Annotated in this window: 24 protein-coding genes; 10 read left to right on the top strand and 14 right to left on the bottom strand. The window is 74.9% G+C overall.

Annotation, left to right across the window (positions count from 1 at the left end):
- Window positions 1-43 precede the first annotated feature (43 nt).
- On the bottom strand, window positions 44-1,867 hold the full coding sequence (locus CK505_RS04210) for a pyruvate kinase (RefSeq protein ID WP_017833488.1): 1,824 nt from the start codon (window positions 1,865-1,867) through the stop codon (window positions 44-46).
- A 153-nt stretch (window positions 1,868-2,020) separates the two neighbouring features.
- Complete coding sequence (locus CK505_RS04205) at window positions 2,021-2,272, bottom strand: hypothetical protein (protein ID WP_017833487.1); 252 nt, start codon at window positions 2,270-2,272, stop codon at window positions 2,021-2,023.
- 231 nt (window positions 2,273-2,503) lie between these two features.
- Between CK505_RS04205 and CK505_RS04200 the strand changes: the two genes are divergently transcribed.
- On the top strand, window positions 2,504-3,118 hold the full coding sequence (locus tag CK505_RS04200) for a cyclodeaminase/cyclohydrolase family protein (RefSeq protein ID WP_197723068.1): 615 nt from the start codon (window positions 2,504-2,506) through the stop codon (window positions 3,116-3,118).
- A gap of 19 nt (window positions 3,119-3,137) precedes the next feature.
- On the opposite strand, the gene CK505_RS04195 is transcribed toward CK505_RS04200, so the two are convergent.
- A complete protein-coding gene (locus CK505_RS04195; RefSeq protein ID WP_095650341.1) occupies window positions 3,138-4,658 on the bottom strand; it encodes a DHA2 family efflux MFS transporter permease subunit in 1,521 nt (506 codons plus the stop codon).
- 92 nt (window positions 4,659-4,750) lie between these two features.
- On the opposite strand from CK505_RS04195, the gene CK505_RS04190 reads away from it, so the two are divergent.
- Together CK505_RS04190 and CK505_RS04185 are read left to right on the top strand one after the other, a co-directional pair.
- Complete coding sequence (locus CK505_RS04190; protein WP_126346947.1) at window positions 4,751-5,521, top strand: spermidine synthase; 771 nt, start codon at window positions 4,751-4,753, stop codon at window positions 5,519-5,521.
- A gap of 87 nt (window positions 5,522-5,608) precedes the next feature.
- Window positions 5,609-6,052: a DUF779 domain-containing protein gene (locus CK505_RS04185; protein WP_031283030.1), complete on the top strand. Its 444-nt coding sequence runs from the start codon at window positions 5,609-5,611 to the stop codon at window positions 6,050-6,052.
- On the opposite strand, the gene CK505_RS04180 is transcribed toward CK505_RS04185, so the two are convergent.
- From CK505_RS04180 to CK505_RS04165, 4 genes are read right to left on the bottom strand one after another with little or no spacing between them, the layout of a single operon-like run.
- Window positions 6,027-6,416 carry a hypothetical protein gene (locus CK505_RS04180; RefSeq protein ID WP_095650340.1) on the bottom strand — a complete coding sequence of 130 codons (390 nt, stop codon included), beginning with the start codon at window positions 6,414-6,416 and terminating at the stop codon, window positions 6,027-6,029. The genes CK505_RS04185 and CK505_RS04180 overlap by 26 nt on opposite strands.
- Window positions 6,413-7,372 carry a cation diffusion facilitator family transporter gene (locus tag CK505_RS04175; RefSeq protein WP_176475285.1) on the bottom strand — a complete coding sequence of 320 codons (960 nt, stop codon included), beginning with the start codon at window positions 7,370-7,372 and terminating at the stop codon, window positions 6,413-6,415. Before CK505_RS04175 ends, CK505_RS04180 begins: the two co-directional genes overlap by 4 nt.
- Window positions 7,373-7,413: 41 nt before the next feature.
- The gene (locus CK505_RS04170) at window positions 7,414-7,752 is read right to left on the bottom strand and encodes an acylphosphatase (RefSeq protein ID WP_217987527.1); all 339 of its coding nucleotides are present in this window, start codon (window positions 7,750-7,752) and stop codon (window positions 7,414-7,416) included.
- Window positions 7,749-8,231, bottom strand: coding sequence for a pyridoxamine 5'-phosphate oxidase family protein (locus CK505_RS04165; protein WP_017833479.1), 483 nt, complete (start codon window positions 8,229-8,231; stop codon window positions 7,749-7,751). The genes CK505_RS04170 and CK505_RS04165 overlap by 4 nt, the downstream gene beginning before the upstream one ends.
- A gap of 141 nt (window positions 8,232-8,372) precedes the next feature.
- Here CK505_RS04165 and CK505_RS04160 point away from each other — a divergent pair, with 141 nt between their 5' ends.
- Together CK505_RS04160 and CK505_RS04155 are read left to right on the top strand one after the other, a co-directional pair.
- Window positions 8,373-8,912 (top strand): nuclear transport factor 2 family protein, encoded by a 540-nt coding sequence (locus CK505_RS04160; protein ID WP_052133003.1) that lies wholly within the window; start codon window positions 8,373-8,375, stop codon window positions 8,910-8,912.
- Window positions 8,909-9,373, top strand: a complete 465-nt coding sequence (locus CK505_RS04155) for a nuclear transport factor 2 family protein (RefSeq protein ID WP_167508852.1) — start codon at window positions 8,909-8,911, stop codon at window positions 9,371-9,373. Before CK505_RS04160 ends, CK505_RS04155 begins: the two co-directional genes overlap by 4 nt.
- A gap of 104 nt (window positions 9,374-9,477) precedes the next feature.
- Here CK505_RS04155 and CK505_RS04150 read toward each other — a convergent pair whose 3' ends face one another.
- Window positions 9,478-10,137 (bottom strand): SDR family oxidoreductase, encoded by a 660-nt coding sequence (locus CK505_RS04150; RefSeq protein ID WP_095650337.1) that lies wholly within the window; start codon window positions 10,135-10,137, stop codon window positions 9,478-9,480.
- A 183-nt stretch (window positions 10,138-10,320) separates the two neighbouring features.
- On the opposite strand from CK505_RS04150, the gene CK505_RS18385 reads away from it, so the two are divergent.
- Window positions 10,321-10,488, top strand: a complete 168-nt coding sequence (locus CK505_RS18385) for a hypothetical protein (protein WP_017833475.1) — start codon at window positions 10,321-10,323, stop codon at window positions 10,486-10,488.
- A 33-nt stretch (window positions 10,489-10,521) separates the two neighbouring features.
- Here CK505_RS18385 and CK505_RS04145 read toward each other — a convergent pair whose 3' ends face one another.
- The 3 genes from CK505_RS04145 to CK505_RS04135 form a co-directional block, all read right to left on the bottom strand.
- Window positions 10,522-10,854, bottom strand: coding sequence for a hypothetical protein (locus CK505_RS04145; RefSeq protein WP_017833474.1), 333 nt, complete (start codon window positions 10,852-10,854; stop codon window positions 10,522-10,524).
- Window positions 10,842-11,381 (bottom strand): DUF488 family protein, encoded by a 540-nt coding sequence (locus tag CK505_RS04140; RefSeq protein WP_017833473.1) that lies wholly within the window; start codon window positions 11,379-11,381, stop codon window positions 10,842-10,844. The genes CK505_RS04145 and CK505_RS04140 overlap by 13 nt, the downstream gene beginning before the upstream one ends.
- A 76-nt stretch (window positions 11,382-11,457) precedes the next feature.
- Window positions 11,458-11,958, bottom strand: coding sequence for a pyridoxamine 5'-phosphate oxidase family protein (locus tag CK505_RS04135; RefSeq protein ID WP_035928142.1), 501 nt, complete (start codon window positions 11,956-11,958; stop codon window positions 11,458-11,460).
- A gap of 136 nt (window positions 11,959-12,094) precedes the next feature.
- On the opposite strand from CK505_RS04135, the gene CK505_RS04130 reads away from it, so the two are divergent.
- Window positions 12,095-12,937 (top strand): SDR family oxidoreductase, encoded by an 843-nt coding sequence (locus CK505_RS04130; protein WP_017833471.1) that lies wholly within the window; start codon window positions 12,095-12,097, stop codon window positions 12,935-12,937.
- On the opposite strand, the gene CK505_RS04125 is transcribed toward CK505_RS04130, so the two are convergent.
- The 3 genes from CK505_RS04125 to CK505_RS04115 are packed head-to-tail and all read right to left on the bottom strand — an operon-like array spanning window position 12,895 to window position 15,735.
- Window positions 12,895-14,178, bottom strand: coding sequence for a cytochrome P450 (locus CK505_RS04125; protein WP_095650336.1), 1,284 nt, complete (start codon window positions 14,176-14,178; stop codon window positions 12,895-12,897). The genes CK505_RS04130 and CK505_RS04125 overlap by 43 nt on opposite strands.
- 46 nt (window positions 14,179-14,224) lie before the next feature.
- Window positions 14,225-14,710 (bottom strand): hypothetical protein, encoded by a 486-nt coding sequence (locus tag CK505_RS04120; protein ID WP_017833469.1) that lies wholly within the window; start codon window positions 14,708-14,710, stop codon window positions 14,225-14,227.
- A gap of 56 nt (window positions 14,711-14,766) precedes the next feature.
- Window positions 14,767-15,735: a hypothetical protein gene (locus CK505_RS04115; RefSeq protein ID WP_035928121.1), complete on the bottom strand. Its 969-nt coding sequence runs from the start codon at window positions 15,733-15,735 to the stop codon at window positions 14,767-14,769.
- A 289-nt stretch (window positions 15,736-16,024) separates the two neighbouring features.
- On the opposite strand from CK505_RS04115, the gene CK505_RS04110 reads away from it, so the two are divergent.
- The 3 genes from CK505_RS04110 (at window position 16,025) to CK505_RS04100 (ending at window position 19,816) form a co-directional block, all read left to right on the top strand.
- Window positions 16,025-17,122, top strand: a complete 1,098-nt coding sequence (locus CK505_RS04110) for an acyltransferase (RefSeq protein ID WP_176475284.1) — start codon at window positions 16,025-16,027, stop codon at window positions 17,120-17,122.
- A 136-nt stretch (window positions 17,123-17,258) separates the two neighbouring features.
- Entirely contained in the window at window positions 17,259-18,215 is a 957-nt protein-coding gene (locus CK505_RS04105; protein WP_095650334.1) for an ABC transporter ATP-binding protein, read from the top strand.
- Window positions 18,212-19,816, top strand: coding sequence for an ABC transporter permease (locus tag CK505_RS04100; protein ID WP_095650333.1), 1,605 nt, complete (start codon window positions 18,212-18,214; stop codon window positions 19,814-19,816). Before CK505_RS04105 ends, CK505_RS04100 begins: the two co-directional genes overlap by 4 nt.
- Window positions 19,817-19,847 lie beyond the last annotated feature (31 nt).

Raw genomic sequence — 19,847 nt, 5'->3', positions numbered from 1 at the left:
CACCCCGTGGTCCGCCCCGCGGCTCACCCGACCGCTCGCCCGCTCACTCGACGACGGGCGCCCACGCGTTGAGCCGGCGGAGCATGTCCGACTTCTTGCGGGTGTGCCCCTCCATCCGCACGAGGATGTCGTCGAGGGCCTCGATCGCGTCCACCACGAACGGTCCCTTGTTGAGCATCACGCACTCGGCGCGCTGGCCCATCGCCGCGTCCGTGACCTCGGCCCGGGAGGGCAGGCCCTTCTTGGCGAGAGACTCCAGGACCTGGGTGGCCCAGACCACGGGCACGTGCCCGGCCTCGCACAGCCACAGGATCTCCTCCTGCACCTCGGCCATCCGCTCGAACCCGGCCTCGACCGCGAGGTCCCCGCGCGCGATCATGACGCCCACGTCCTGCCACCGCATGGCCTCCAGCAGCATCGCGGGCAGGGACTCGAAGCCGCCCACGGTCTCGATCTTGAGGGTGACGTCCAGGGCGGTGTTGCCGATCCGCTCGAGCTCCCGCAGCAGGTCGGTCACGTCCTCCCGCGAGCGCACGAAGGACATGTTGACGATGTCGGCGTGCTCGGCCACGAACGGCAGGTGCGTGCGGTCCTCGTCGGTGAGCGAGGAGATGCGCAGGTCCGTCTCGGGCAGGTTGATGCCCTTCCCCGCTTTGAGCTTGGTGCCGTCGGGGCCCGCCTGCAGCACCTCCAGCACGATCTCGTCGGGCCCCACGGAGGTGATCCGGCAGCGGATCCTCCCGTCGTCGATCCAGGCCGGCTGCCCCTCCCGGGCGTCCGTGAACACCTCGGGCAGGGAGCAGCCGATCCGGAAGGGGCTCTCGGACCGGACCGGGGCGGGTGCGAGGTCCCGGGTCAGCACCACGGTGTCCCCCGCGCGCACGCGCAGGGACTGCTCGACGGCGGGCAGCTCGCCGAGCACGCCCTCCGTGCCGTCCTCGGCCCGCACGGCCAGGCCCGTGGCGAAGTACACGGTCTTGGCGCACTCGACGAGCACGCCGGGCCCGGTGGCCTCGATCACCCGCAGGGTCCGTCCGGAGCCGCGCGCGTCCTTGAGCCGCAGCCGCTCCCCCGGGGTGCGGGCCGCGGTCCAGGCGGCGCCGGCCACGGGGACGGCCGGGGCGTCGTCGTCGACCGCCGGGTCCGCCTCGCCCAGCCAGAGGCGGGCCGGGGCGGTCACCCGGCCGCCGCTGTCCCGGGTGGGCTTGATCTTCTCGACCTGCGGACCGGGCTCGATCGGCCCGGTGCGCAGCTTGGGCCCCGCGAGGTCCATGGCCACGCGGACCTCGCGGCCGAGCGCCTGCCCGGCCGCCCGGACGTGCCCGATCATGGCCGCCCACTGCTCGGGGCCGTCGTGCGCGCAGTTGATCCGGGCCACGTCCATGCCGGCGCGGACCATGTCCTGGACGAGCCGGGGATCCGCGGCGGCCTCCGAGGGGAAGGTGACCATGATCCGGGTGCTGCGCCCCTCCCGGCCCGGGCCGAGCAGGGCCGCGGTGTTACGGCGCAGTACCTCCGCACCGGGCTCGCCGGGCTCGTCGGGGCCGGGCGCCCCAACGTCCTCCTCCGGTCGGCCGGCGAGCACGCGGAGGGTCTCCAGCACGGCGCCGAGGTGGCTCATGACCCCGGCCTCCATCCGCCCCAGGGAGGACACGCCCAGGCCGCTGAGGTCCCGCTGCAGGTCCCGCACGTCCTGGCTGCGCACGGCCACGTAGTCCACGAGGTTGAGCGCGGACCCGCGGTGGCGGGGGTTCACGCGCTCGAGCTGCGGCACGGCCGCCCGGCGGGCCCGGAGCACCACGTCGACGAGCGCCGCGACCCGGTCGTGCAGCCGCGCGGCGCACTCCTGCCGGGCGGTCGCCGCCATGCCGTGCTCCCTCCCGCGGTCCCGGCCGGGAGCTGCCCCGCCGCGACCGCCGTCGACCTGCTGACTCCCCATGATCCTCCTCGTCCGCCCGGCTGTCAGCGCCGACCGTACCCGCCCCGGGCGAACAGCGGCTGAACACGAGGCGACGGGGCCTCAGGCGGGGCGGGCGAACGGGGAGCGGCGCAGGCGGTAGCCGTGGACGGGGATCAGCCGGCGGGAGCCGGTGCCGGCCTCCAGGATCCAGAGCAGCCGCAGGTGGGGCGCGCACTGGCCCACCGTGCCGACGTGGCGGAGGTGGTCCTGCTCCCACACCTCGATCCGGTCGCCGGGGCGGATCCGCGCGGGGTCCTGGACCCAGGTGTCATCGGTGGTCGCGTCGACGGTCGTCGCTCGGAGGGTCGTCATGGCGGCACGTCCTCTCGGGGGTCGAGGTCCGGGGAGGGGGCCCTCGGACACCTCCAGGATCGTCCGCCGATGTGGCCGGCACGTTTCCGTGCGATGGACGGGCCGTGCATTCGTCCCGCGGGGTCTGTGAGACTCACCACGGGGACCGGCGGAGGGCTAGGCTCGTGCGGACGCCACCGCCTGCGCGCGCCCCGCGGCGGGCGGCAGGTCCCGCCACCGGAAGGAGCCGCTGTGATCAGCTCGGAGAACGTCAGGGCCTACGTGGAGCGCATGGCCTCGGACGAGCCCGCCCCCGGCGGCGGCGCCGCGGGCGCCCTGCAGGCGGCGCTGGGCGCGGCCCTGATCGCGATGTCCGCCCGCTACTCCACAGCGTCCGAGCACACGGACCGTGCCCGGCGCGCGGCCGACCGGGCCGAGGAGCTGATCCCGCGCGCGCTGGGCCTGGCGGACGCCGACGCCGAGGCCTTCGGCGCGCTCTCGGCCGCCTACACCCTGCCGAAGGACACCGCCGAGGAGAAGGCGGAGCGCTCGCGGGCGGTCCAGGAGGCCACGGCCGGCGCCGCGCGTCCCCCGCGGGAGCTGATCGGCGTGGGCACCGAGGTGGTCGGGCTCGCGCGCGAGCTGACCGGCTGGTGCAACCCCAACGTCCTCAGCGACGTGGCGGCGGCCTCCGAGGCGGCCCGGGCCGCGGTGGCCACGGCCATGGTCACGCTCGAGATCAACGTCCGCGCCCTCAAGGACGCCGCGACCCGGGAGGAGCTGCGTGCGGGGCTGGCCGAGGGCGAGCGGGCCGTCGAGGACGCCGCGGAGCTCACGCGGCTGATCCGCGAGCGCGTCCGGGGCTGAGGACCGGGCCCGCGGGGCCTCAGTCCTCCGCGCCGGCGGCGCTCTCCGTGCCCGCGGGGCGGCGCACCCCGAAGGAGCCGACGACGGCGAGCAGCGAGATGATCCCGCCGCACAGGAAAGCGCTCCGCACGCCCGCCTCGGTGGCCTCCGGAGCCGAGGCCCCGGCGGCCGCCGCGCCGGCGGCGGAGAGGGTCAGCACGGTGACGAACAGGGCCGTGCCCGCCGCGCCCGCCACCTGCTGCAGGGTGCCCACCATGGCGGAGCCGTGCGAGTACAGCCGTGTCGGCAGGGCGCCCAGGCCCGCGGTGAACAGCGGGGTGAACATCAGGGCCAGACCCGTGCTGAGCACCACGTGGGCGTGCAGCACCATCGGGACGGGCGTGGCCCCCGTGGTGGAGGCGAGGTACCACAGGGACGCGCTCAGCAGGATCGAGCCCGGCACGAGCAGCACGGTGGGGCCCGAGCGGTCGTAGACCCGCCCCACGAAGGGCGCCAGCAGTCCCATGACGAGCCCGCCGGGCAGTAGCAGCAGGCCCGTGCCCAGGGGGTCGAGGCCGTGCACGGTCTGCAGGTAGATGGGCAGGACGATCAGCGTGCCGAAGAGGGCCATCATGCTGACGGCGAGCACCGCCGTGGACATCGTGAACACCCGGGACCGGAAGGTCCGCAGGTCCAGCAGGGCGCGGTCCGCGCGCTGCAGCCGCGTCTGGCGTCGCACGAACACGGTCAGCGCTGCCACGCCCAGCACGAGCGGCACCCACGCCGGGAGCGCGGCGTCCCCGCCCTCGCCGAGGGTGCTCAGGCCGTAGACGAGGCCGCCGAAGCCCAGGGCCGAGAGCACCACCGAGACCACGTCCAGCGGCGCCGGGCGGGGCTCGGTGACGTTCTGCATCCGCCACGCGCCGAGCAGCAGGGAGCCCACCGCGATCGGCAGCACCAGGATGAACATCCACCGCCACTCGAGCACGCTGAGGATGACGCCCGAGATGGTGGGCCCCACGGCCGGGGCCACCGAGATGACGATCGAGATGTTGCCCATGACCCGCCCGCGCCCGGCCGGCGGCACCAGGGTCAGCACCGTGGTCATCAGCAGCGGCATCATGATGGCCGTGCCGCCGGCCTGCACCACCCGCCCCGCGAGCAGCGTCCCGAACCCGGGCGCGGCCGCGCAGACGAGGGTGCCGAGGCTGAACAGGGTCATGGCGGTCAGGAACACGGGCCGGGTGTGCAGGCGCTGGAGCAGAAACCCCGTCACCGGGATGACCACGGCCATGGTCAGCATGTAGGCGGTGGTGAGCCACTGGCCGGCGACCGCCGTGACCGAGAGATCGGCCATGAGGCGGGGCAGCGCCACGCCCATGATCGTCTCGTTGAGGATCACCACGAACGTGGAGACCAGCAGCAGCCCGATGACCAGGCGGTTGCGGGCGGAGTGGTCGGTGTCCGCGACGACGGCCGGGGGGCCGGTGTCCGGGAGCCCGGTGGCGGGCGCGGGGGCGGGGACGGGAGGGGTCTCGGACACGGGGACGTCGGGTGCCATGGGCGGGGGATCCTTCGGGACGCAGCAGTGATTCACCGGTAGAGCCGTCCCGGCCCCCGCTTCATTCCCGTCCGGGAAGTGACAATGGGCTCATGCGCAGATACCTCAAGGACGCCGGCGTGCACGCCGAGATCACCCCGGACGGCTTCACCGAGGGCGGGTTCGTGCTCTCCATCGGCGGGGCCGAGCAGTCCCACGTGGACCTCGCCCGCCCCGGGGAGATCTTCTACGAGTACCTGCGGCGGATCGGCGGCGTCGTCGACGTGGTGGCGGCGCCGGGTGCGCCGGTCACCGCGGTCCACCTGGGCGCCGGGGCCCTGACGCTCGCCCGGTACGTGGCCGCGACCCGGCCCGGCTCCGCGCAGGTGGCCGTGGAGCTGGAGCGGGAGCTGCCCGCGTTCGTGCTCGAGGCGCTGCCCCTGCCCGCGGGGGCGGACGTGCGCGTCGTGATCGACGACGCCCGGGCGGCCCTGCCGGACGTCGTCGCCCCCGGGACCGCGGACCTCGTGGTCCTCGACGTCTTCTCGGGCCGGGACGCTCCCGCCCACCTCACGGAGCCGTCCTTCTACGCCGAGGCCGCCGGGCTGCTGGCGCCCGGCGGGGTGCTGGTCGTCAACGTGGGCGACGATCCCGGGCTGGCGTTCTTCGCCGGGCAGGCGCGGGCGATGCGGGAGGCGCTGGCGGACGTGTGGTGCCTGGCCGAGGAGCGGCTGCTCACGGGGCGCTACCCGGGCAACCTGGTCCTCGTGGGCGGGCGCCGGGCCCTGCCCCGGGAGTGGGCGGACGCCTTCGCCGCCGCCGGACCGCACCCGGCGGGCGTGCTGGACGGCCTCGGCCTGGAGGAACTGCTCCACCGCCTGTAGCGTGGATCACACCGCCGAGCCGAGGAGCGTGCTGTGAGCACCGCCGAGAACACCGCAGAGAGCACCGCCACGAACACCACCGCGAACATCCCCGGGAACACCGCCGGGGACACCGCCGGGGACACCGCCGTCCTGGAGTCCGTCCCCGCCGTCGAGGGCGAGACGTTCTCCCGGGTGGCCCTGACGCCGGCCGCCGTGGAGCTGCTCGGGACGCTGCGGGGGATCCACGGGCGGCTGATGTTCCACCAGTCCGGCGGGTGCTGCGACGGCTCCGCGCCCATGTGCTACCCGGCCGGGGACTTCCTCACCGGCCCGGCGGACGTGCTGCTGGGCGTGTTCACGCTGCCCGGTGACCCGGCCACGGCCGAGCTCGAGTTCTGGATGTCCCGCGAGCAGTTCGAGTACTGGAAGCACACCCTCCTCACGGTGGACGTGGTGGAGGGCCGCGGCTCCGGGTTCTCGGTGGAGGCGCCGGAGGGCAAGCGCTTCCTGATCCGCTCGGTGCTCATGCAGGATCCGGCCGGCTCCTGAGCCGGCCCTGCTCGTCGAAGTACGGGCCCCGGTCGTGGACCGGGAAGGTGGTGAAGGCCGGGACCTCGTAGGGGTGGGCCCCGGCCATCGCCCGCAGCACGCGCTCGCGCTCGGCGGCCGGATACAGCGTCTCGATGCGGACCTCGTCGACCTCCTGGGGCCGGCCGACCTCCCCGATCACGGGGTGCGCCCCCGGCAGCGGCGTGAACCGCCCGGTGCCGCGGCTCACGAACGCGGTGTGGGAGTAGTTCCCGGCCCGTCCCGCCCCGGCCTCGCCCAGGGCCTGCAGGACCTGCTCGGCGTGGGTGGCGGGGACGAAGACGACCAGGCAGTGCTGCTCGCCGCTCGGGGGCTCAGTGCTCATGGGGGGGCGCAGACCTCCGGTTCGTCGTGGTCGGCGGGCTCCAGCTGGATCGTGGAGTGCTGGACGGACACGGGGAAGTGCTCGGCCACGCACTGCTGGATCCGGCCCAGCGCCTCCGCGGAGCCGCCGGAGTAGAAGTACTCCTCCTCGAGCACCACGTGGGCGGTGAGCACGGGCAGGTCCGAGGAGATCCGGGTCGCGTGCAGGTCGTGGACCTCCACCACGTGCGGGAGCTCGAGGATGTGCCCGCGGACCTCGTCCATGTCGAGCCCGGGGGGCACGCTCTCCATGAGCACGGACAGGGACTCCACGAGCAGCCGGACGGTGCGGGGCACGATGAGCGCCCCGATGAGCAGCGCCACCACGGCGTCCGCCTGCACCCAGCCGGTGAGGGTGATGACCACTGCCGCGACGATCACGGCGACCGAGCCCAGTGCGTCGTTGAGCACCTCGAGCATCGCCGCGCGCAGGTTCAGGTTCGAGCGCCGGCCCCCGAAGAGCACGGCCATCGCCACGAGGTTGCCGGCCAGGCCCAGGGCGCCGAAGACCAGCATCTCGGCCGAGGCCACCGGGTGCGGCTCGAGGAACCGGCGCACGCCCTCCACGAGCACGAACAGCCCCACGGCCAGCAGCACCCCGGCCTGCAGGGCCGCGGCCACGATCTCCGCGCGGCGCCAGCCCCACGTGCGCCGGGCGCTGGGCGGGCGCAGGGTCAGCTGCGCGGCGACCAGGGCGAGCAGCAGCCCGCCCGCGTCCGTGAGCACATGGGCGGTGTCGATGAGGAGCGCCAGGGAGCCCGTCCACAGGGCGCCGACCAGCTGGACGACGAACAGCGCCGCGGTGATCCCGAGGGCGGTGGCGATCCGCCACCGGTCGGTCCCGGGGCCGGCGTGCGAGTGCCCGGGCCCGTGGTCGTGCTCCGCGCGTCCGCGGTCCCCGGCGTGGTCGTGAGCCATGCCCCCATCGTAGAACGCGGGCGGGGGCGCGGCGTCGCGGCTCAGCCGGTGACGAACCCGCGGAACTCCCCGGTGGCGGAGCCGTAGTGGGAGTCCACCTTCATCACGGCGCCGGGCGTGCCGCCGCCGTTGAGGGCCTTGAGCAGGTCCCGCACGGCGTGCCGGGGGCCCTCGGCGATCACCCCCACGGTGCCGTCCGCGTTGTTCACCGCCGAGCCGTGCAGGCCCAGCCGCTCCGCGTGGCGCGCGGTCCACCAGCGGAACCCGACGCCCTGCACGGAGCCGTGCACCACGGCGGTCAGGCGCAGGACCTCCTCGAGGTCCAGCCGTTCGGGGTCCCGCCCGGCGGTGGCTCCCTGGTGGATCGGGGGCAGGCTCACAGGTCCACCACCGTGGACTGGCCGGGGTCGATCTGCTCCCCGGTGGCGCGGGCCCTGGCCCAGCGCAGCGCGGTGGCGACCGTCCCGGGGCTGCGCCAGTGCTCGGCGGTCTCCGTGCGCACGCGCAGCACCACGAGCCCGGGTGTGGCGGGCCCGTCCGGGTAGTACGCCTTCAGCGCGTCGGACCACAGCCCCTCGAGCACCTGCCGGTCCTCGACCACCTCGGCGGCGCCGGAGATCGAGACCCATTCGTGGTCCCCCACGAACGCGACGTTGACGGCGTCGTTGGCCGCCACGTCCCGGACCGAGGAGGTGTCCCGGCTGGTGAAGAAGTTGAGGTCCTCCCCCGGGGCCACGTCGACCACGGTCATCGGGCGGCTGACGAGCTTGCCGGTGGCCTCGCGGGTGCTGAGCATGCCGACGCGGGTGCGGTTCACGAACTCGACGATGTGCTGGATGTCATCCTGGTGGGTGCTCATGTGGTCAGATTAGGGAACGACCGGGCCTCGTGGCACGGCCGGGCCCGGGAATTCATCATGGGCGGAACCGCTTGTCGTGCGCCGGCGCGCCGGAACGGCCCGGCCGGCCCGCGAGAAGGACGAGAGGACGAGAGCAGGACCATGGACGACACACAGGTCTCGGAGCAGACCGCGGAGAGCACGACGGAGAGCACCACCGGGGCGCTCAGCGCCCAGGACCGGATCGAGATCGCCGAGATCCTGAGCTTCTCCTCGCACCTGCTGGACAACCGCCAGTGGGACATGTTCGGGGAGGTGTTCGTGCCGGGAGTCCGCCTGAGCGCACCGCAGGGGGAGTTCGACGGCCCGGCGGGCGTGCGGCGCTTCGTCGAGTCCGTCGATCTCGCCCGCTTCCCCGCCACGCACACCCTGAACTCGATCGTGGAGGCCGTGGACGCGGACACCGCCGTGTGCTGGTCCAGGATGCTGCTGCTGACGTGGGACCGGAGGGTGGCCTGCGGCGACTACATCGACACGTTCCGCCGCACCGCCGACGGGTGGCGGATCGAGCGGCGCACCGTGGCGCCCCGCAACGACTCCGCCTCCGCGGCGCTCGCCGAGGGCGGCTACGCGCCGGCCCCGTACGCCTACGCGATGTTCGACGACGCCGTGCTCGCGGCCGCCGACCGGGCCCGCCGGTGAGCCCCGCACCGGGCGCGGGGTGGGACCGGGTGCCCGCCGCCGACGCGCTCGAGATCGGCACCGTCCTGAGCCGGTGCGCCCGGGTGGTGGACGCCCGCGCCTGGCCGGACCTGGACCGGGTGTTCACCGGGGACGCCGTCGTCGTCTCCCCGGGCGGGACCGCGCGCGGGCCCGCGGAGATCGTCGAGCGGACCCTGGCCGAGACCCGGGACCCCCACCTGGTCACCGACACGGTGCTGCGCCGGTTCACCCCGGACCGGGTGCGGGCCTGGAGCAAGTGGCTGGTGGTGTGCGCCGACGGGACCGCGCTGGGCGGGGACCAGCTGGACCTGTTCGTGCGCACCCCGGACGGCTGGCGGATCGCCGAGCGCCGCATCGCCGCCCTGGACGCGCCCGGCCCCGGTACGACCGGGCCCGGCGCGACCGCACGCGTCCTGGGGACGGCCGACTTCCTGGCCTAGGAACCCTGCGCCGTTCCTGGTCAGGGGCCCTGCGGCGAGGGGCGGCCGCCGCGCCCGGGGTCCCGGTGCGCGGCGGCCGCCCCTCGTGCGGTGCGCTCAGGCGGTCACGGCTGCACCTCGAGCGCCTCGGTGATGAGCGTGTGGCCGTCGGAGAACTCGATGGTCTTCCCGATGGTCGAGGGGTCGTCCAGCACGGCCGCGACCACGAGCGCCACGTTGGCCCGCGAGGTCCGGTGCTCGCCGTCCCGCTCGCCCGCGGATACGTCGATCCTGCCGGTCGCCTCGTCCTCGGTGAGGGCGCCGGGGCCCACGACCGTCCAGTCGAGCGAGGAGGCGCGCAGGTGGTCGTCGGCGTCGGCCTTGGCCTGGGCGTAGGCGTGGAAGGGGTCGTCCTCGGGGACGCCGTGGTCCTGGCCGGCGCCGAAGTAGGAGACCATGACGAAGCGCTTGGCGCCGGCCATCACGGCCGCGTCCATCGCGCGGATCGCCGCGTCCCGGTCCACGGCGTAGGTGCGCTCGGGGCTGCCGCCGCCGGCGCCGGCGCTCCACACGACGGCGTCCTGGCCCTCGAGCAGGTCCGCGAGCTGGGCGACCGACAGCTGCTCCACGTCGGCCACCACGGGGGACGCGCCGGTGTTCTCGACGTCGTCCGTGTGGTCGGGGTTGCGGAAGATGCTCGTGACGTCGTTGCCGCCGGTCTTGAGCAGCTGGGCGAGGACGAGGGCGACCTTGCCGTGGCCGCCGATGATGGCTGTGCGGGACATGGATGTGCTCCTTGGGGTGGTGAGGGGACGTGGTGTTCTCCCCCGACGCTAGCCCCCTCCCGGCCGCAGGGACACGGCTCACGCGGAGGGCGAAACCGGGAATGCGCCCGGCCCCGGCGTCCGGCGCCGCGGACGCCTCGGGTAGCCTCGACGGGACCCCTGTTCCCGACCGGAGGCTGCCCCGTGCTGATCTTCCAGCTCCTGCTGACCGCGATCGCCCTCGTCCTGCTGGTCGTCGCCCTGATCGACGGCGCATGGACGCTCGCGCTCATCGCCGCCATGATGCTGATGATCGCGGTGTCCGGCGTGTTCATCGCCTACCGCCGGGAGAAGCACCTGGGCCGGCGCTGAGCGCCCCCGCTCCTCCCCCGGGCCGCTGCGGGGCTACTCGGCGGCGTCCTCGATGCCGGTCACGGCGGTGAGGATGAACACCGAGTCCTCCAGGGCCACCACGGAGTGCCGCTCCGCGGGGATCACGTGCAGGTGTCCGGCCCCGAGCACCAGGTCCTCGCTCGAGGAGACCCGGATCCGCCCGTGCAGCACCTGCAGGCTCCCGGCGTAGGGGGCGTTGTGCTCCGCGAGCACCGCCCCCTCCTTGAGGGCCAGGAGGGTCTGGCGCAGCACCTTCTGGTGCAGGAGCTGCTCGGCGCTGCGCCCGTGCGGGGCGTGGCGTGCCTCGTTCAGGTGCTGCAGGGCGATCTCGTTCAGGTGCTGCATGGTTCTCCTCCTGGGTAGGTGATCCGGTCTCCGTCGACCACGGCGAAGTCCCGCAGCGTCGCGGGGGTCAGCTTGCCGGGGCCCATGATGTGCTGCACGTCGTGCCCGCGCACCAGCAGGGCCTCGGCCACGAGCGAGCGGTGGCAGCGCCACCAGACGGCCTCCGCGCACATGATCGCGACCACGCGGTCCTCGGCCAGGCGCTCGAGCCCGGCCAGCGCGGCCCGGAACTCGTCGGTCAGCATGTGGTCGGCGTAGCCGCGGAAGGACTCGTTGCGCCAGGCGGTGTTGACCGAGTCCTTCGAGGTGGGGCGCAGCCCGCCAAGGCCCTTGCAGTAGCTGTGCCCGATGCCGGCCTCCGCGAGCGTGCCCGGCAGCGCGTCAAGGTCGAACTGCGGGTTCTTCCGCGAGCGCGGCACCGTGCGGATGTCGACGAGCTGCTGCACCCCGGACTCCCGCAGCAGCGCCACGAACTCCTCGGCGGAGCGGGTGGAGTGGCCCACGGTGTAGACGGTGTGCGCGGTCATGTCCCCACCCTACTGACCGGGCACGGAGGCCTCCCCGTCCCGACACGGCCCGCTCCGCGGGAGCCGGCCCGGGCCGTCACGACCCGCCGGAGCCGGCCTCGGTCCAGCGGGCGGACCCGCCCGGGGTCCGGCGGCCGACGGCCGCCCGGGAGTTCCACGCCTCGTGGTCGGCCATGGTGAAGCGCCGGCCCGTCACGGCGGTCGGGACGATGCGGACGAACTGGTCCTTCATCCCCTCCTGCCACGGGAACAGGGGCAGCTGCAGGGCCTCCATCAGGGCGTGGCCCGGCCGGACGCTCTCGGCGCCGCCCTTCACGATCACGCTCCACGCCGTGGCGGTCGCCGGGTCGTGCCCGTCGATCTCGAGGGCCACCGCCAGGCCCTCGAGCGCGCCGCTGACCTTCGTGCCCAGGCCCGAGCGGAACACGATCGTCCCGCGGTCGACCACGTAGTTGATCGGGAAGATCTCCGGCGCCCCGTCCACCACGACGGCCAGCCGGGCGACGCCGTCCGCCCGCAGCCGGTCCCAGCAGTCCTCGGGGGCGAGCTCCTCCACGTCCTTGCGGTACCACTCCACCGTCGGCCCCTTCCGTGCTCCTCGGCCGCCCGGGGGTGCCCGGCCGCCACCTCCAACCTACGGTGCCGCCGCCGCCGGGGGAACAGGACCGGCCCGCGCTGCGGCGCCCGGTCCGGGACGTGGGAGAATCGGGGCCATGAGCGTGGTGATCGCGGGATGCGGAGACCTGGGCACGGAGATCGGGCTGCGGCTGGCCGGGCAGGGGCACGAGGTGCTGGGCCTGCGCCGCCGTGCGGAGCTGCTGCCGCCGCCCCTGACCGGGATCGCGGTGGACCTGAGCACCGAGGTGCCCGAGCTGCCGGGCGACGTCGAGCTGCTGGTCGTGGCCACCGCCGCGGACGGGCGGACGCCGGAGGCCTACCGGGCGGCCTACGTCGACGGCCTGCGCCACCTGTTCGACGGGCTGCGCGCCGCCGGGGCCCTGCCCCGGCGCGCCCTGCTGGTCTCCTCGACCGCCGTGTGCGGGGACGCCGACGGCGGGGAGGTCACCGAGGACACCCCGCCGGACCCCTCGACCCCGACCGCGCGGATCCTGCTGGAGGCCGAGGAGCTGTTCCACGAGCAGTTCCCGCACGGCACGGTCCTGCGGCTGTCCGGGATCTACGGGCCGGGCCGGACGCGGCTGATCGACAAGGTGCGCTCCGGGGACGGTGCCGCCGGGGCGGCCTGGACCAACCGCATTCACCGCGACGACGCGGCGGCGGCGGCCGTGCACCTGCTGACCATGGACGCGCAGCCGCTCACGCTGTACCTGGGCACGGACGACGAGCCCGTGCCCGAGCTCGAGGTCCTCGAGTTCCTGGCGCAGGAGCTCGGCGTCCCCCGGCCCGAGGACGTCCCGGAGGCGGACGCGCCGCGCCGGGGCTCGAAGCGGCTGTCCAACCGGCGGCTGCGGGAGTCCGGCGTCGAGCTGCGCCACCCCACGTACCGGGAGGGCTACCGGGCGGTGCTCGCCGGGGAGGGCGTGCGCCACCCCTGACCGGCGCCCACCCGCAGGACGACGTCGCGCACCTCGTAGGCGGCGATCAGCTCGACCCACGAGACCCGCGGCGGGTGCGCGAACTCCAGGGGCAGCCGCAGCAGGCGCTGCAGGAAGACGTCGGTCTCCTGGATCGCGAGGAACCCGCCCGGGCACCGGTGGGCGCCGTCCCCGAAGGACATCGCCTCGGGCCGGATCCCGCGCGGCCGGGACCGATCCGGGCACAGCTGCCGGGCGTCCTCCCCCAGGGCCTGCTCGTCGGTGTTCGCCTGGCGGACGTAGAGGTCGAGCAGCGCTCCGACGGGCACCTCGTGGCGCTCGTCCCCGTCCTCCAGGACCAGCTCCCGCGTGGTCCGGCGGTAGAGGTGGCCCACCACCGGTTCCAGGCGCAGGATCTCGTGCAGGATCCCGTGCCGGGCCGGCTCGTCGGCCGCGAGGTACTCCTCCCGCAGCCGGTCGTCCTCCAGCAGGTGCCAGGCGGCCACCGCGATGAACTCGCGGGTGGTGGCCATGCCGGCGGCCGCGTAGGTGAGGCACTCCACGAGGATCTCCCGGTCCGTGTAGTCCTCCGCGAGCAGGTGGGACACGACGTCCTCCTGCGGCTCCCGGCGCCGGGCCCGGATGGCCGGGCGCACGTCCCGGAGCTGGAAGGCGGTCATCGCCCACATCGGCCGCAGGGCCCCGGCGACGGCGCCCAGCCGAGCGGGGAGCCGGCGCCGCGGGGAACCGGCGGAGCCGGTCACGGGGCCGCTGAAGAAGCGCTCCAGGCGCCGGGACATCCCGTCGATGTCCGAGTTCGTCAGCCCCACCACCTGGGCGGCGACCTCCACGGAGTAGCGCAGGGTGATCGCGGACAGCTCGGCCCCGCCGTCCTGCCGGATCCGCTCGACCAGCTCGTCGGCGCGCTCCTCCATCAGGGCCCGGTAGCGGCGGCTCACCGCGGCCGGGGTGAAGAACCTCGCGGTGGCGGTGCGCTGGCGCCGGTGCTCCGGACCATCCGCGTAGAGCACGGGCGGGTGGTCGCCCGTCAGGCCCTGCCGGGCGGTCTCCGCGCTGAAGCCGGCCTGGACCGTGCCGTCGGCCTCCCGCAGCACCTGGCGGACCATCGGCAGGGAGCGGACGTGCCAGACGCCGTCGAGCACCTCCACCCGCGGCACGCTGCGCTCGCCGGGCGGGGCGGTCCGGCGCCGGTCGCCGTGCGGGACGGGGCAGCGGGTCTCGGGGCGGGCGTCGTCGCTCATGGGCTCATGCTAGTCCCGGGGTCGGACCGGTCCGGCGTGGACCGTCTCAGTTCCGCTCCGCCTGGTCGTTCTCGATCTGCGCGGTGGCGGGCAGCACCTGGGAGGACGAGGGCCCGTCCAGCACGACCAGCAGCACGCGCAGGTCGGCCCCGGAGAGGTAGGCGCCCACCAGGCGGTGGTTGGAGTCGAGTACCACGAGGAAGCCCTCGGTCCGGTACGCCGGGACGGTGAGCTGGACCGGCCCCGACTCCTCCGCGAACTCCTGGCGCATGTGGTCGATCTTGCCCTGCCGGTCCTCCGGCCACTGCTTCGCGGCCGCCTCGGCGAGGGTCAGCGGCCGGTGCTGCGGGTGCGACCACTCGCCCGGGTTGCCCTCGGGGTCCACGTGCCACACCGTGTAGAGGTCGGCGAGCTCCTCCCGGGACGAGATCACGAGGTCCTCGATCCGGGAGTTCTCGTCGTCCACCGCACCCCAGTCGAGCCAGGCCCGGATGTCGTCGCCGAACAGGGTCTTGAAGTCCGAAACGTCCATGCCGTCATCTCAGCAGACTTGTGCGCTCACCGCCACAGTGACGCCGGGCCGGACGCTCAGGAGCCCTCGGAGCTCCCCCGGGCCGGGCGCGCCGCCGCCTCGGGCCGGACGTTGAACGCCGAGGCGGAGCGGTCGGCGGGCTCGGTCGGGAACACCGTGTGCCCCTCCGCCCACTTGTGCCGCGCGTAGGAGTGCAGCCGGTCCGCGAACGGCCCGTCCCGCCACTCCAGGTAGGGCATGTCCTGGCTCGCGTCGAGCAGGAAGTAGCTGCTGAACGCCCGGAGCACCTGCGGCGCGCCCGGGTCCGCCGCCGGCTCCTCCGCCGCGGCGGGATCCCCGAGCACCAGGAAGATCGGGGCTCCGGGCAGGCCGTCGTAGACCCGCACCTCCAGGCGTTCGGCCACCACGGGGTCGAGCTCGCCGAGGGCCCGGAGCTGGTGGACCAGCGTGTCGAAGCTGCGCCGCAGGTCCATGGGCGAGAGACCGTAGTGGTGGCGGATCTCGCCGAGCCGGGACGCGAGCGCGGGCGACTTCGGGTCGAGGACCAGGAGCCGGACGCGGACCCCGGCGTCGAGCGCCTTGTGGATCGCGTCCAGGTCGCCGGCCAGGGTCAGCGGGAAGGTGTCCATCCACCACAGCTCCTGGCCGGGGCGCACGCCCCGGAGCACGTCGACCGCGTCGAGCTCCTCGCGGACCCCCACGAGGCCGAGCCGGTCGTCGCGGGCCGCCGTCGGCGCGGGGACCGGGGGACGCTGCGCCTCGACGGGCCCGGAGCCGTGCCAGCGCGCCAGCCCGGCGTCCAGGAGCAGCCCCACACCGCCCACGGTGAGCAGGACGGCCCCGGCGTCGAGGAGCACCTCCGACCACGCACGCCCGGCCACCAGGGCGACGACGACGAGCGCCGCGCCGAGGCCGGCCAGCACGACCGGCGCCGTGACCGGGCGCCGCTCCGGCACGGTGCGCGCGGCGGCGCGCCACCCGTCGCCCCCGGCCCGGTCCTGGGTGGCACTGCGGATCTCCAGCACGGGACTCCCCTCCTCGAGCGGCTCTGCTCCCACCCTGGCACGGCTCCTGACCTGGGCGTTAGCACCCCGGGCACCGGGGCTTTTTGTGACAGCCGGTGCGCCGCGCCCGTCCGGCGCTCCGTCCCCACTTCTGCGGCACCGCACCCCACCATGCGTTTGCATACCTAAACTCGGAGTAGGGCGGGTGGGGGCCCGGCGTCACGACCGCTTCCCCGCCCCGGGGACCGCCCCCACGCCCAGCAGCTGACCGCACCGGCCGCGCTGCCCCCTCCTGCGGAAGGCACCTCTCTTGGCCACGACACTCCGGGACCGCCTCGGCGACCGTCACAACCGCCTCAACGCCCTCCGCCTGGGTCTGGCATCCCTGGTGATCGTCGGGCACACCTGGCCGCTGACCGGCGCGGACGGCCCGAGCCTCGAGGTCCTGTCCGACGTGGCCGTCAACGGCTTCTTCGTGCTCAGCGGCTACCTCATCGCGGAGAGCAGGGTGCGGACCACGCTGGTGCCCTACCTCTGGCGGCGGTTCCTGCGCATCTACCCGGCCTTCCTGGTGAGCCTGCTCGTGGTGGCCGCCGTCTTCGCGCCGCTCGCGGCCGCGCTCGAGGGCACGTCGCTCGACGTGGCCTCCGCCGCCGGCTTCGTGCTGAACAACGCCGACCTGCGAATCTCGCAGTGGGGCATCGACGGGACCCTGGTCCGGGTCCCGGCCCCGGACTCCTGGAACGGCTCGCTCTGGACGCTGTTCCACGAGGCCCTCGCCTACCTGCTGATCGGGCTCGTCCTCAGCCTCGCCGTCGCGGCGCGGCACGCCCGGTGGGTGCTGCCGGGGCTGTTCCTCGTCGTGCTCGTCCTGCGCCCCCTGCTCGAGGGCCCGCTGGAGGTCACGAGCCACCTCTGGCTCAACGGCGCCCGGCTGGTGGGCTACTTCCTGGCGGGCGCGGCGGTCTGGGCCTGGGCGGGGACGTGGCGGCCCACCTGGGTGCACGTCGCGGGGGCGGGCGTCGTCTACGCCATGCTCACGGACCAGGGCTGGGCGGACCTGTACGGGCAGCTGCCGCTCGCCGTGCTGCTCCTCGGCCTCGGCGCCGCCCCGTCCCGGAACTGGACCACCCGCACCGACCTCTCCTACGGCGTCTACATCTACGCGTACCCGGTGCAGCAGCTCCTCGTGCTGCTCGGCACGGCGTCGTGGGGCGTCGCCGTCAACTCCCTGCTCGTCGTCCTGCTGACGCTGCCCCTGGCACTGCTGTCGTGGACGCTCGTCGAGAAGCCCGCCCTGCGGGCCAAGGCGTGGCTCGACCCCCGCGACCGGCCCGACCGGCGGGTCCCCTCCGCCGGCGCGCAGAACCCCTCGCCCGCGGCCGTGGAGGGACGCCGTCCGGAGTGACCGCGCCGGCTCCCGCCCCCGCCGCCCGGCCGGCGCGCCCGGGACCCCCGGGCCGCCTTGTCCGGCACCGGGGCGGTGCCTACCGTGAGGAGCAGGCGGGCGCGACGCCGCCGGCCCCGACCCGTCAGGAGCACCCATGGACACCCCGGTGATCGAGGCCCGCGGGCTCGTCAAGACCTTCGGCCCCACCGCGGCCCTGGACGGCTTCGACCTCACCGTGGCGCCGGGGCAGGTCGCGGGCTTCCTCGGTCCCAACGGCTCGGGGAAGTCCACGGCGATCCGGGTGCTGCTGGGCCTGCTCCGGGCGGACGCGGGGACGGCCACCGTCCTCGGCCTGGACGCCTGGCGGGACGCCGTGCAGATCCACCGCCGCACCGCCTACGTCCCCGGGGACACGAACCTGTGGCCCAACCTGACCGGGGGCGAGATCGTGGACCTGCTCACCGGCATCCGCGGCGGACGGCGGCGGCGCCGCCGCCGCGACGAGCTCGTCGAGCGCTTCGAGCTCGACCCCACGAAGAAGGCCCGCAGCTACTCCAAGGGCAACCGGCAGAAAGTGGCCCTGGTCGCGGCCCTGAGCGCCGAGGCGGAGCTGTACGTCCTGGACGAGCCCACCTCCGGGCTGGACCCCCTCATGGAGGCCGTGTTCACGGACGAGGTGCGCCGGCTGAGCGGGCAGGGCAGCACGGTCCTGCTCTCGAGCCACATCCTGGCGGAGGTCGAGAAGCTGTGCGACACCGTGACCATCATCCGCGCCGGACGGGACGTGGAGAGCGGCACCCTCGCCCAGCTGCGCCACCTGACCCGCTCCGCCGTCACGGCCACGACCTCCGCCGGCCCCGGCCGCCTCGGCGGGCTGCCGGGCGTGCACCACCTCGTGCACGAGGACGGGAGGCTGGGCTTCGACGTCGACGACGCCCGGGTCCCCGAGGTGCTCCGGGCGCTCGCGGACCTGGGCGTGCAGAACCTGACCGTCACCCCGCCCTCGCTCGAGGAGCTCTTCCTGCGCCACTACGGCGACCGCCCTGCCGAGCCCGCCGCCCCGGACGGGACCGGGCGCGGCGCCGGCCGGGACGTGCGGGCGCCCCGATGAGGACCGCCGAGCCGTGGGCCGCGACCGGCCGGCTGTTCCGGCTCAACCTGCGCCTGGACCGGGTCCGGATCCTCGTGTGGGTGCTCGCGCTCACCGGCACCGTGTCCGCGACGGTGCTCGCCCTCGAGGAGACGTTCCCGGACGGCGAGGCCCGCCAGGCCAGGGCGGCCCTGCTGGACAACCCGTCCGCCGTGATGATGACCGGCCCGGCCTTCGGCGCGGACGACTACACGCTGGGCGCCATGACGGTCAACGAGCTGAGCCTGTCGGTGCTCGTGGCGACGGCGATCATGAGCATCCTGCTCGCGAGCCGGCACGTGCGCGCCGAGGAGGAGTCCGGGCGGCTCGAGGTCGTCCGTGCGCTGCCGGTGGGCCGCTTCGCCCCGGCGGCGGCCGCCCTGGGTGCGGTCGCCGTGGCGGACGCGGCGGTCGGCGCCGGGATCACCGCCGGGCTCTTCGCGGCGGGCCTGGGCGGGGTCGACGCCGTGGCGTGGGGCGTGGCCACGGCGCTCACCGGCCTGGTCTTCGGGGCCGTGGCGGCCCTGACCGCCCAGCTCACCGAGCACGCACGGGCCGCCTCCGGCACGGCGATGGCCGTGCTCGGCGCGGCCTTCCTGGTGCGCGGGATCGGGGACGTCGTCGAGCCCACCGGCTCGTGGCTGTCCTGGTTCTCGCCGATCGCCTGGGCCCAGCAGACCCGGCTCTACGTGGACCTGCGCTGGTGGCCGCTGGCGCTCTCGGCGGCACTCACGTCGGCGCTGCTGGTGGCGGCCGTGCTGCTGGCCCAGCGGCGGGACCTGGGCGCCGGGCTGCGGCCGGCACGCCCCGGGCCCGCGGCGGCCGGGGCGGGCCTGCTCTCCGCGACCGGGCTGGCGCGGCGGCTGCTGCGCGGCACGTTCCTGGGGTGGACCGCCGGGCTCGTCCTCTTCGGCCTGGCCTTCGGCTCGCTGGCCGACTCGCTGGAGGACAGCATCGCGGACATCCCGTCGATCACCGACTGGCTCGTGATGGACCTCGACGCCCTCACCGAGTCCTTCGCCGCCGCGACGCTGTCCTACCTCGCACTCGGGGTGGTCGCGTTCGCCGTCTCGGGCGTGCTGCGCCTGCGCTCCGAGGAGGAGTCCGGCCGCACGGCCCTGCTCCTCTCGACGGGCCTCGACCGGGTGCGCTGGGTGCTCGGCTGGCTCGCCGTGGTCGTGGTGGAGGCCCTCCTGGCCCTGCTGCTGGCCGGGGCCGCGCTGGGCGCCGGGGTCACCGCCACCACCGGGGACCTGCGCTGGACCGGCGAGCTCGCCCTGGCGGCCCTGGCCTACGCCCCGGCCGTGCTCGTGGTAGCGGGGGTCGCCGCCGCCCTGGTGGGACTCGTCCCGCGGTTCGCCGCGCTGAGCTGGGCCGTGGTCGCGTACGTGGTCTTCGTCTCGTGGTTCGGCCTGCTGCTCGACCTGCCGGAGGCGGCGATGAACCTCTCCCCCGTGCAGCTGACGCCGCTCGTGCCCTCCGAGGACTGGGAAGCCGCTCCGCTGCTGGGTCTCGCCGCGCTGGCGCTCGCCCTCCTGGCCGCGGCCGCCGCCGGGTTCCGCCGCCGGGACCTCGTGGCCTGAGCCGCGGGGCCGGCACCGACGCGGGGGCGCT

The sequence above is a fragment of the Kocuria sp. WN036 genome (assembly GCF_002287015.1).
GTDB classification, from domain to species: Bacteria; Actinomycetota; Actinomycetes; order Actinomycetales; family Micrococcaceae; genus Kocuria; species Kocuria rosea.
Note: the sequence above shows the minus strand (reverse complement) of the source record. Positions and strands in the feature narration are given on the sequence as shown.

Coding starts and splice junctions, on each gene's coding strand:
- CK505_RS04210 (WP_017833488.1), bottom strand. CDS start 1,867: ATGGCGGCGACCGCCCGGCAGGAGTGCGCCGCGCGGCTGCACGACCGG.
- CK505_RS04205 (WP_017833487.1), bottom strand. CDS start 2,272: ATGACGACCCTCCGAGCGACGACCGTCGACGCGACCACCGATGACACC.
- CK505_RS04195 (WP_095650341.1), bottom strand. CDS start 4,658: ATGGCACCCGACGTCCCCGTGTCCGAGACCCCTCCCGTCCCCGCCCCC.
- CK505_RS04190 (WP_126346947.1), top strand. CDS start 4,751: ATGCGCAGATACCTCAAGGACGCCGGCGTGCACGCCGAGATCACCCCG.
- CK505_RS04180 (WP_095650340.1), bottom strand. CDS start 6,416: ATGAGCACTGAGCCCCCGAGCGGCGAGCAGCACTGCCTGGTCGTCTTC.
- CK505_RS04175 (WP_176475285.1), bottom strand. CDS start 7,372: ATGGCTCACGACCACGCCGGGGACCGCGGACGCGCGGAGCACGACCAC.
- CK505_RS04165 (WP_017833479.1), bottom strand. CDS start 8,231: ATGAGCACCCACCAGGATGACATCCAGCACATCGTCGAGTTCGTGAAC.
- CK505_RS04160 (WP_052133003.1), top strand. CDS start 8,373: ATGGACGACACACAGGTCTCGGAGCAGACCGCGGAGAGCACGACGGAG.
- CK505_RS04150 (WP_095650337.1), bottom strand. CDS start 10,137: ATGTCCCGCACAGCCATCATCGGCGGCCACGGCAAGGTCGCCCTCGTC.
- CK505_RS04145 (WP_017833474.1), bottom strand. CDS start 10,854: ATGCAGCACCTGAACGAGATCGCCCTGCAGCACCTGAACGAGGCACGC.
- CK505_RS04140 (WP_017833473.1), bottom strand. CDS start 11,381: ATGACCGCGCACACCGTCTACACCGTGGGCCACTCCACCCGCTCCGCC.
- CK505_RS04130 (WP_017833471.1), top strand. CDS start 12,095: ATGAGCGTGGTGATCGCGGGATGCGGAGACCTGGGCACGGAGATCGGG.
- CK505_RS04125 (WP_095650336.1), bottom strand. CDS start 14,178: ATGAGCGACGACGCCCGCCCCGAGACCCGCTGCCCCGTCCCGCACGGC.
- CK505_RS04120 (WP_017833469.1), bottom strand. CDS start 14,710: ATGGACGTTTCGGACTTCAAGACCCTGTTCGGCGACGACATCCGGGCC.
- CK505_RS04105 (WP_095650334.1), top strand. CDS start 17,259: ATGGACACCCCGGTGATCGAGGCCCGCGGGCTCGTCAAGACCTTCGGC.
- CK505_RS04100 (WP_095650333.1), top strand. CDS start 18,212: ATGAGGACCGCCGAGCCGTGGGCCGCGACCGGCCGGCTGTTCCGGCTC.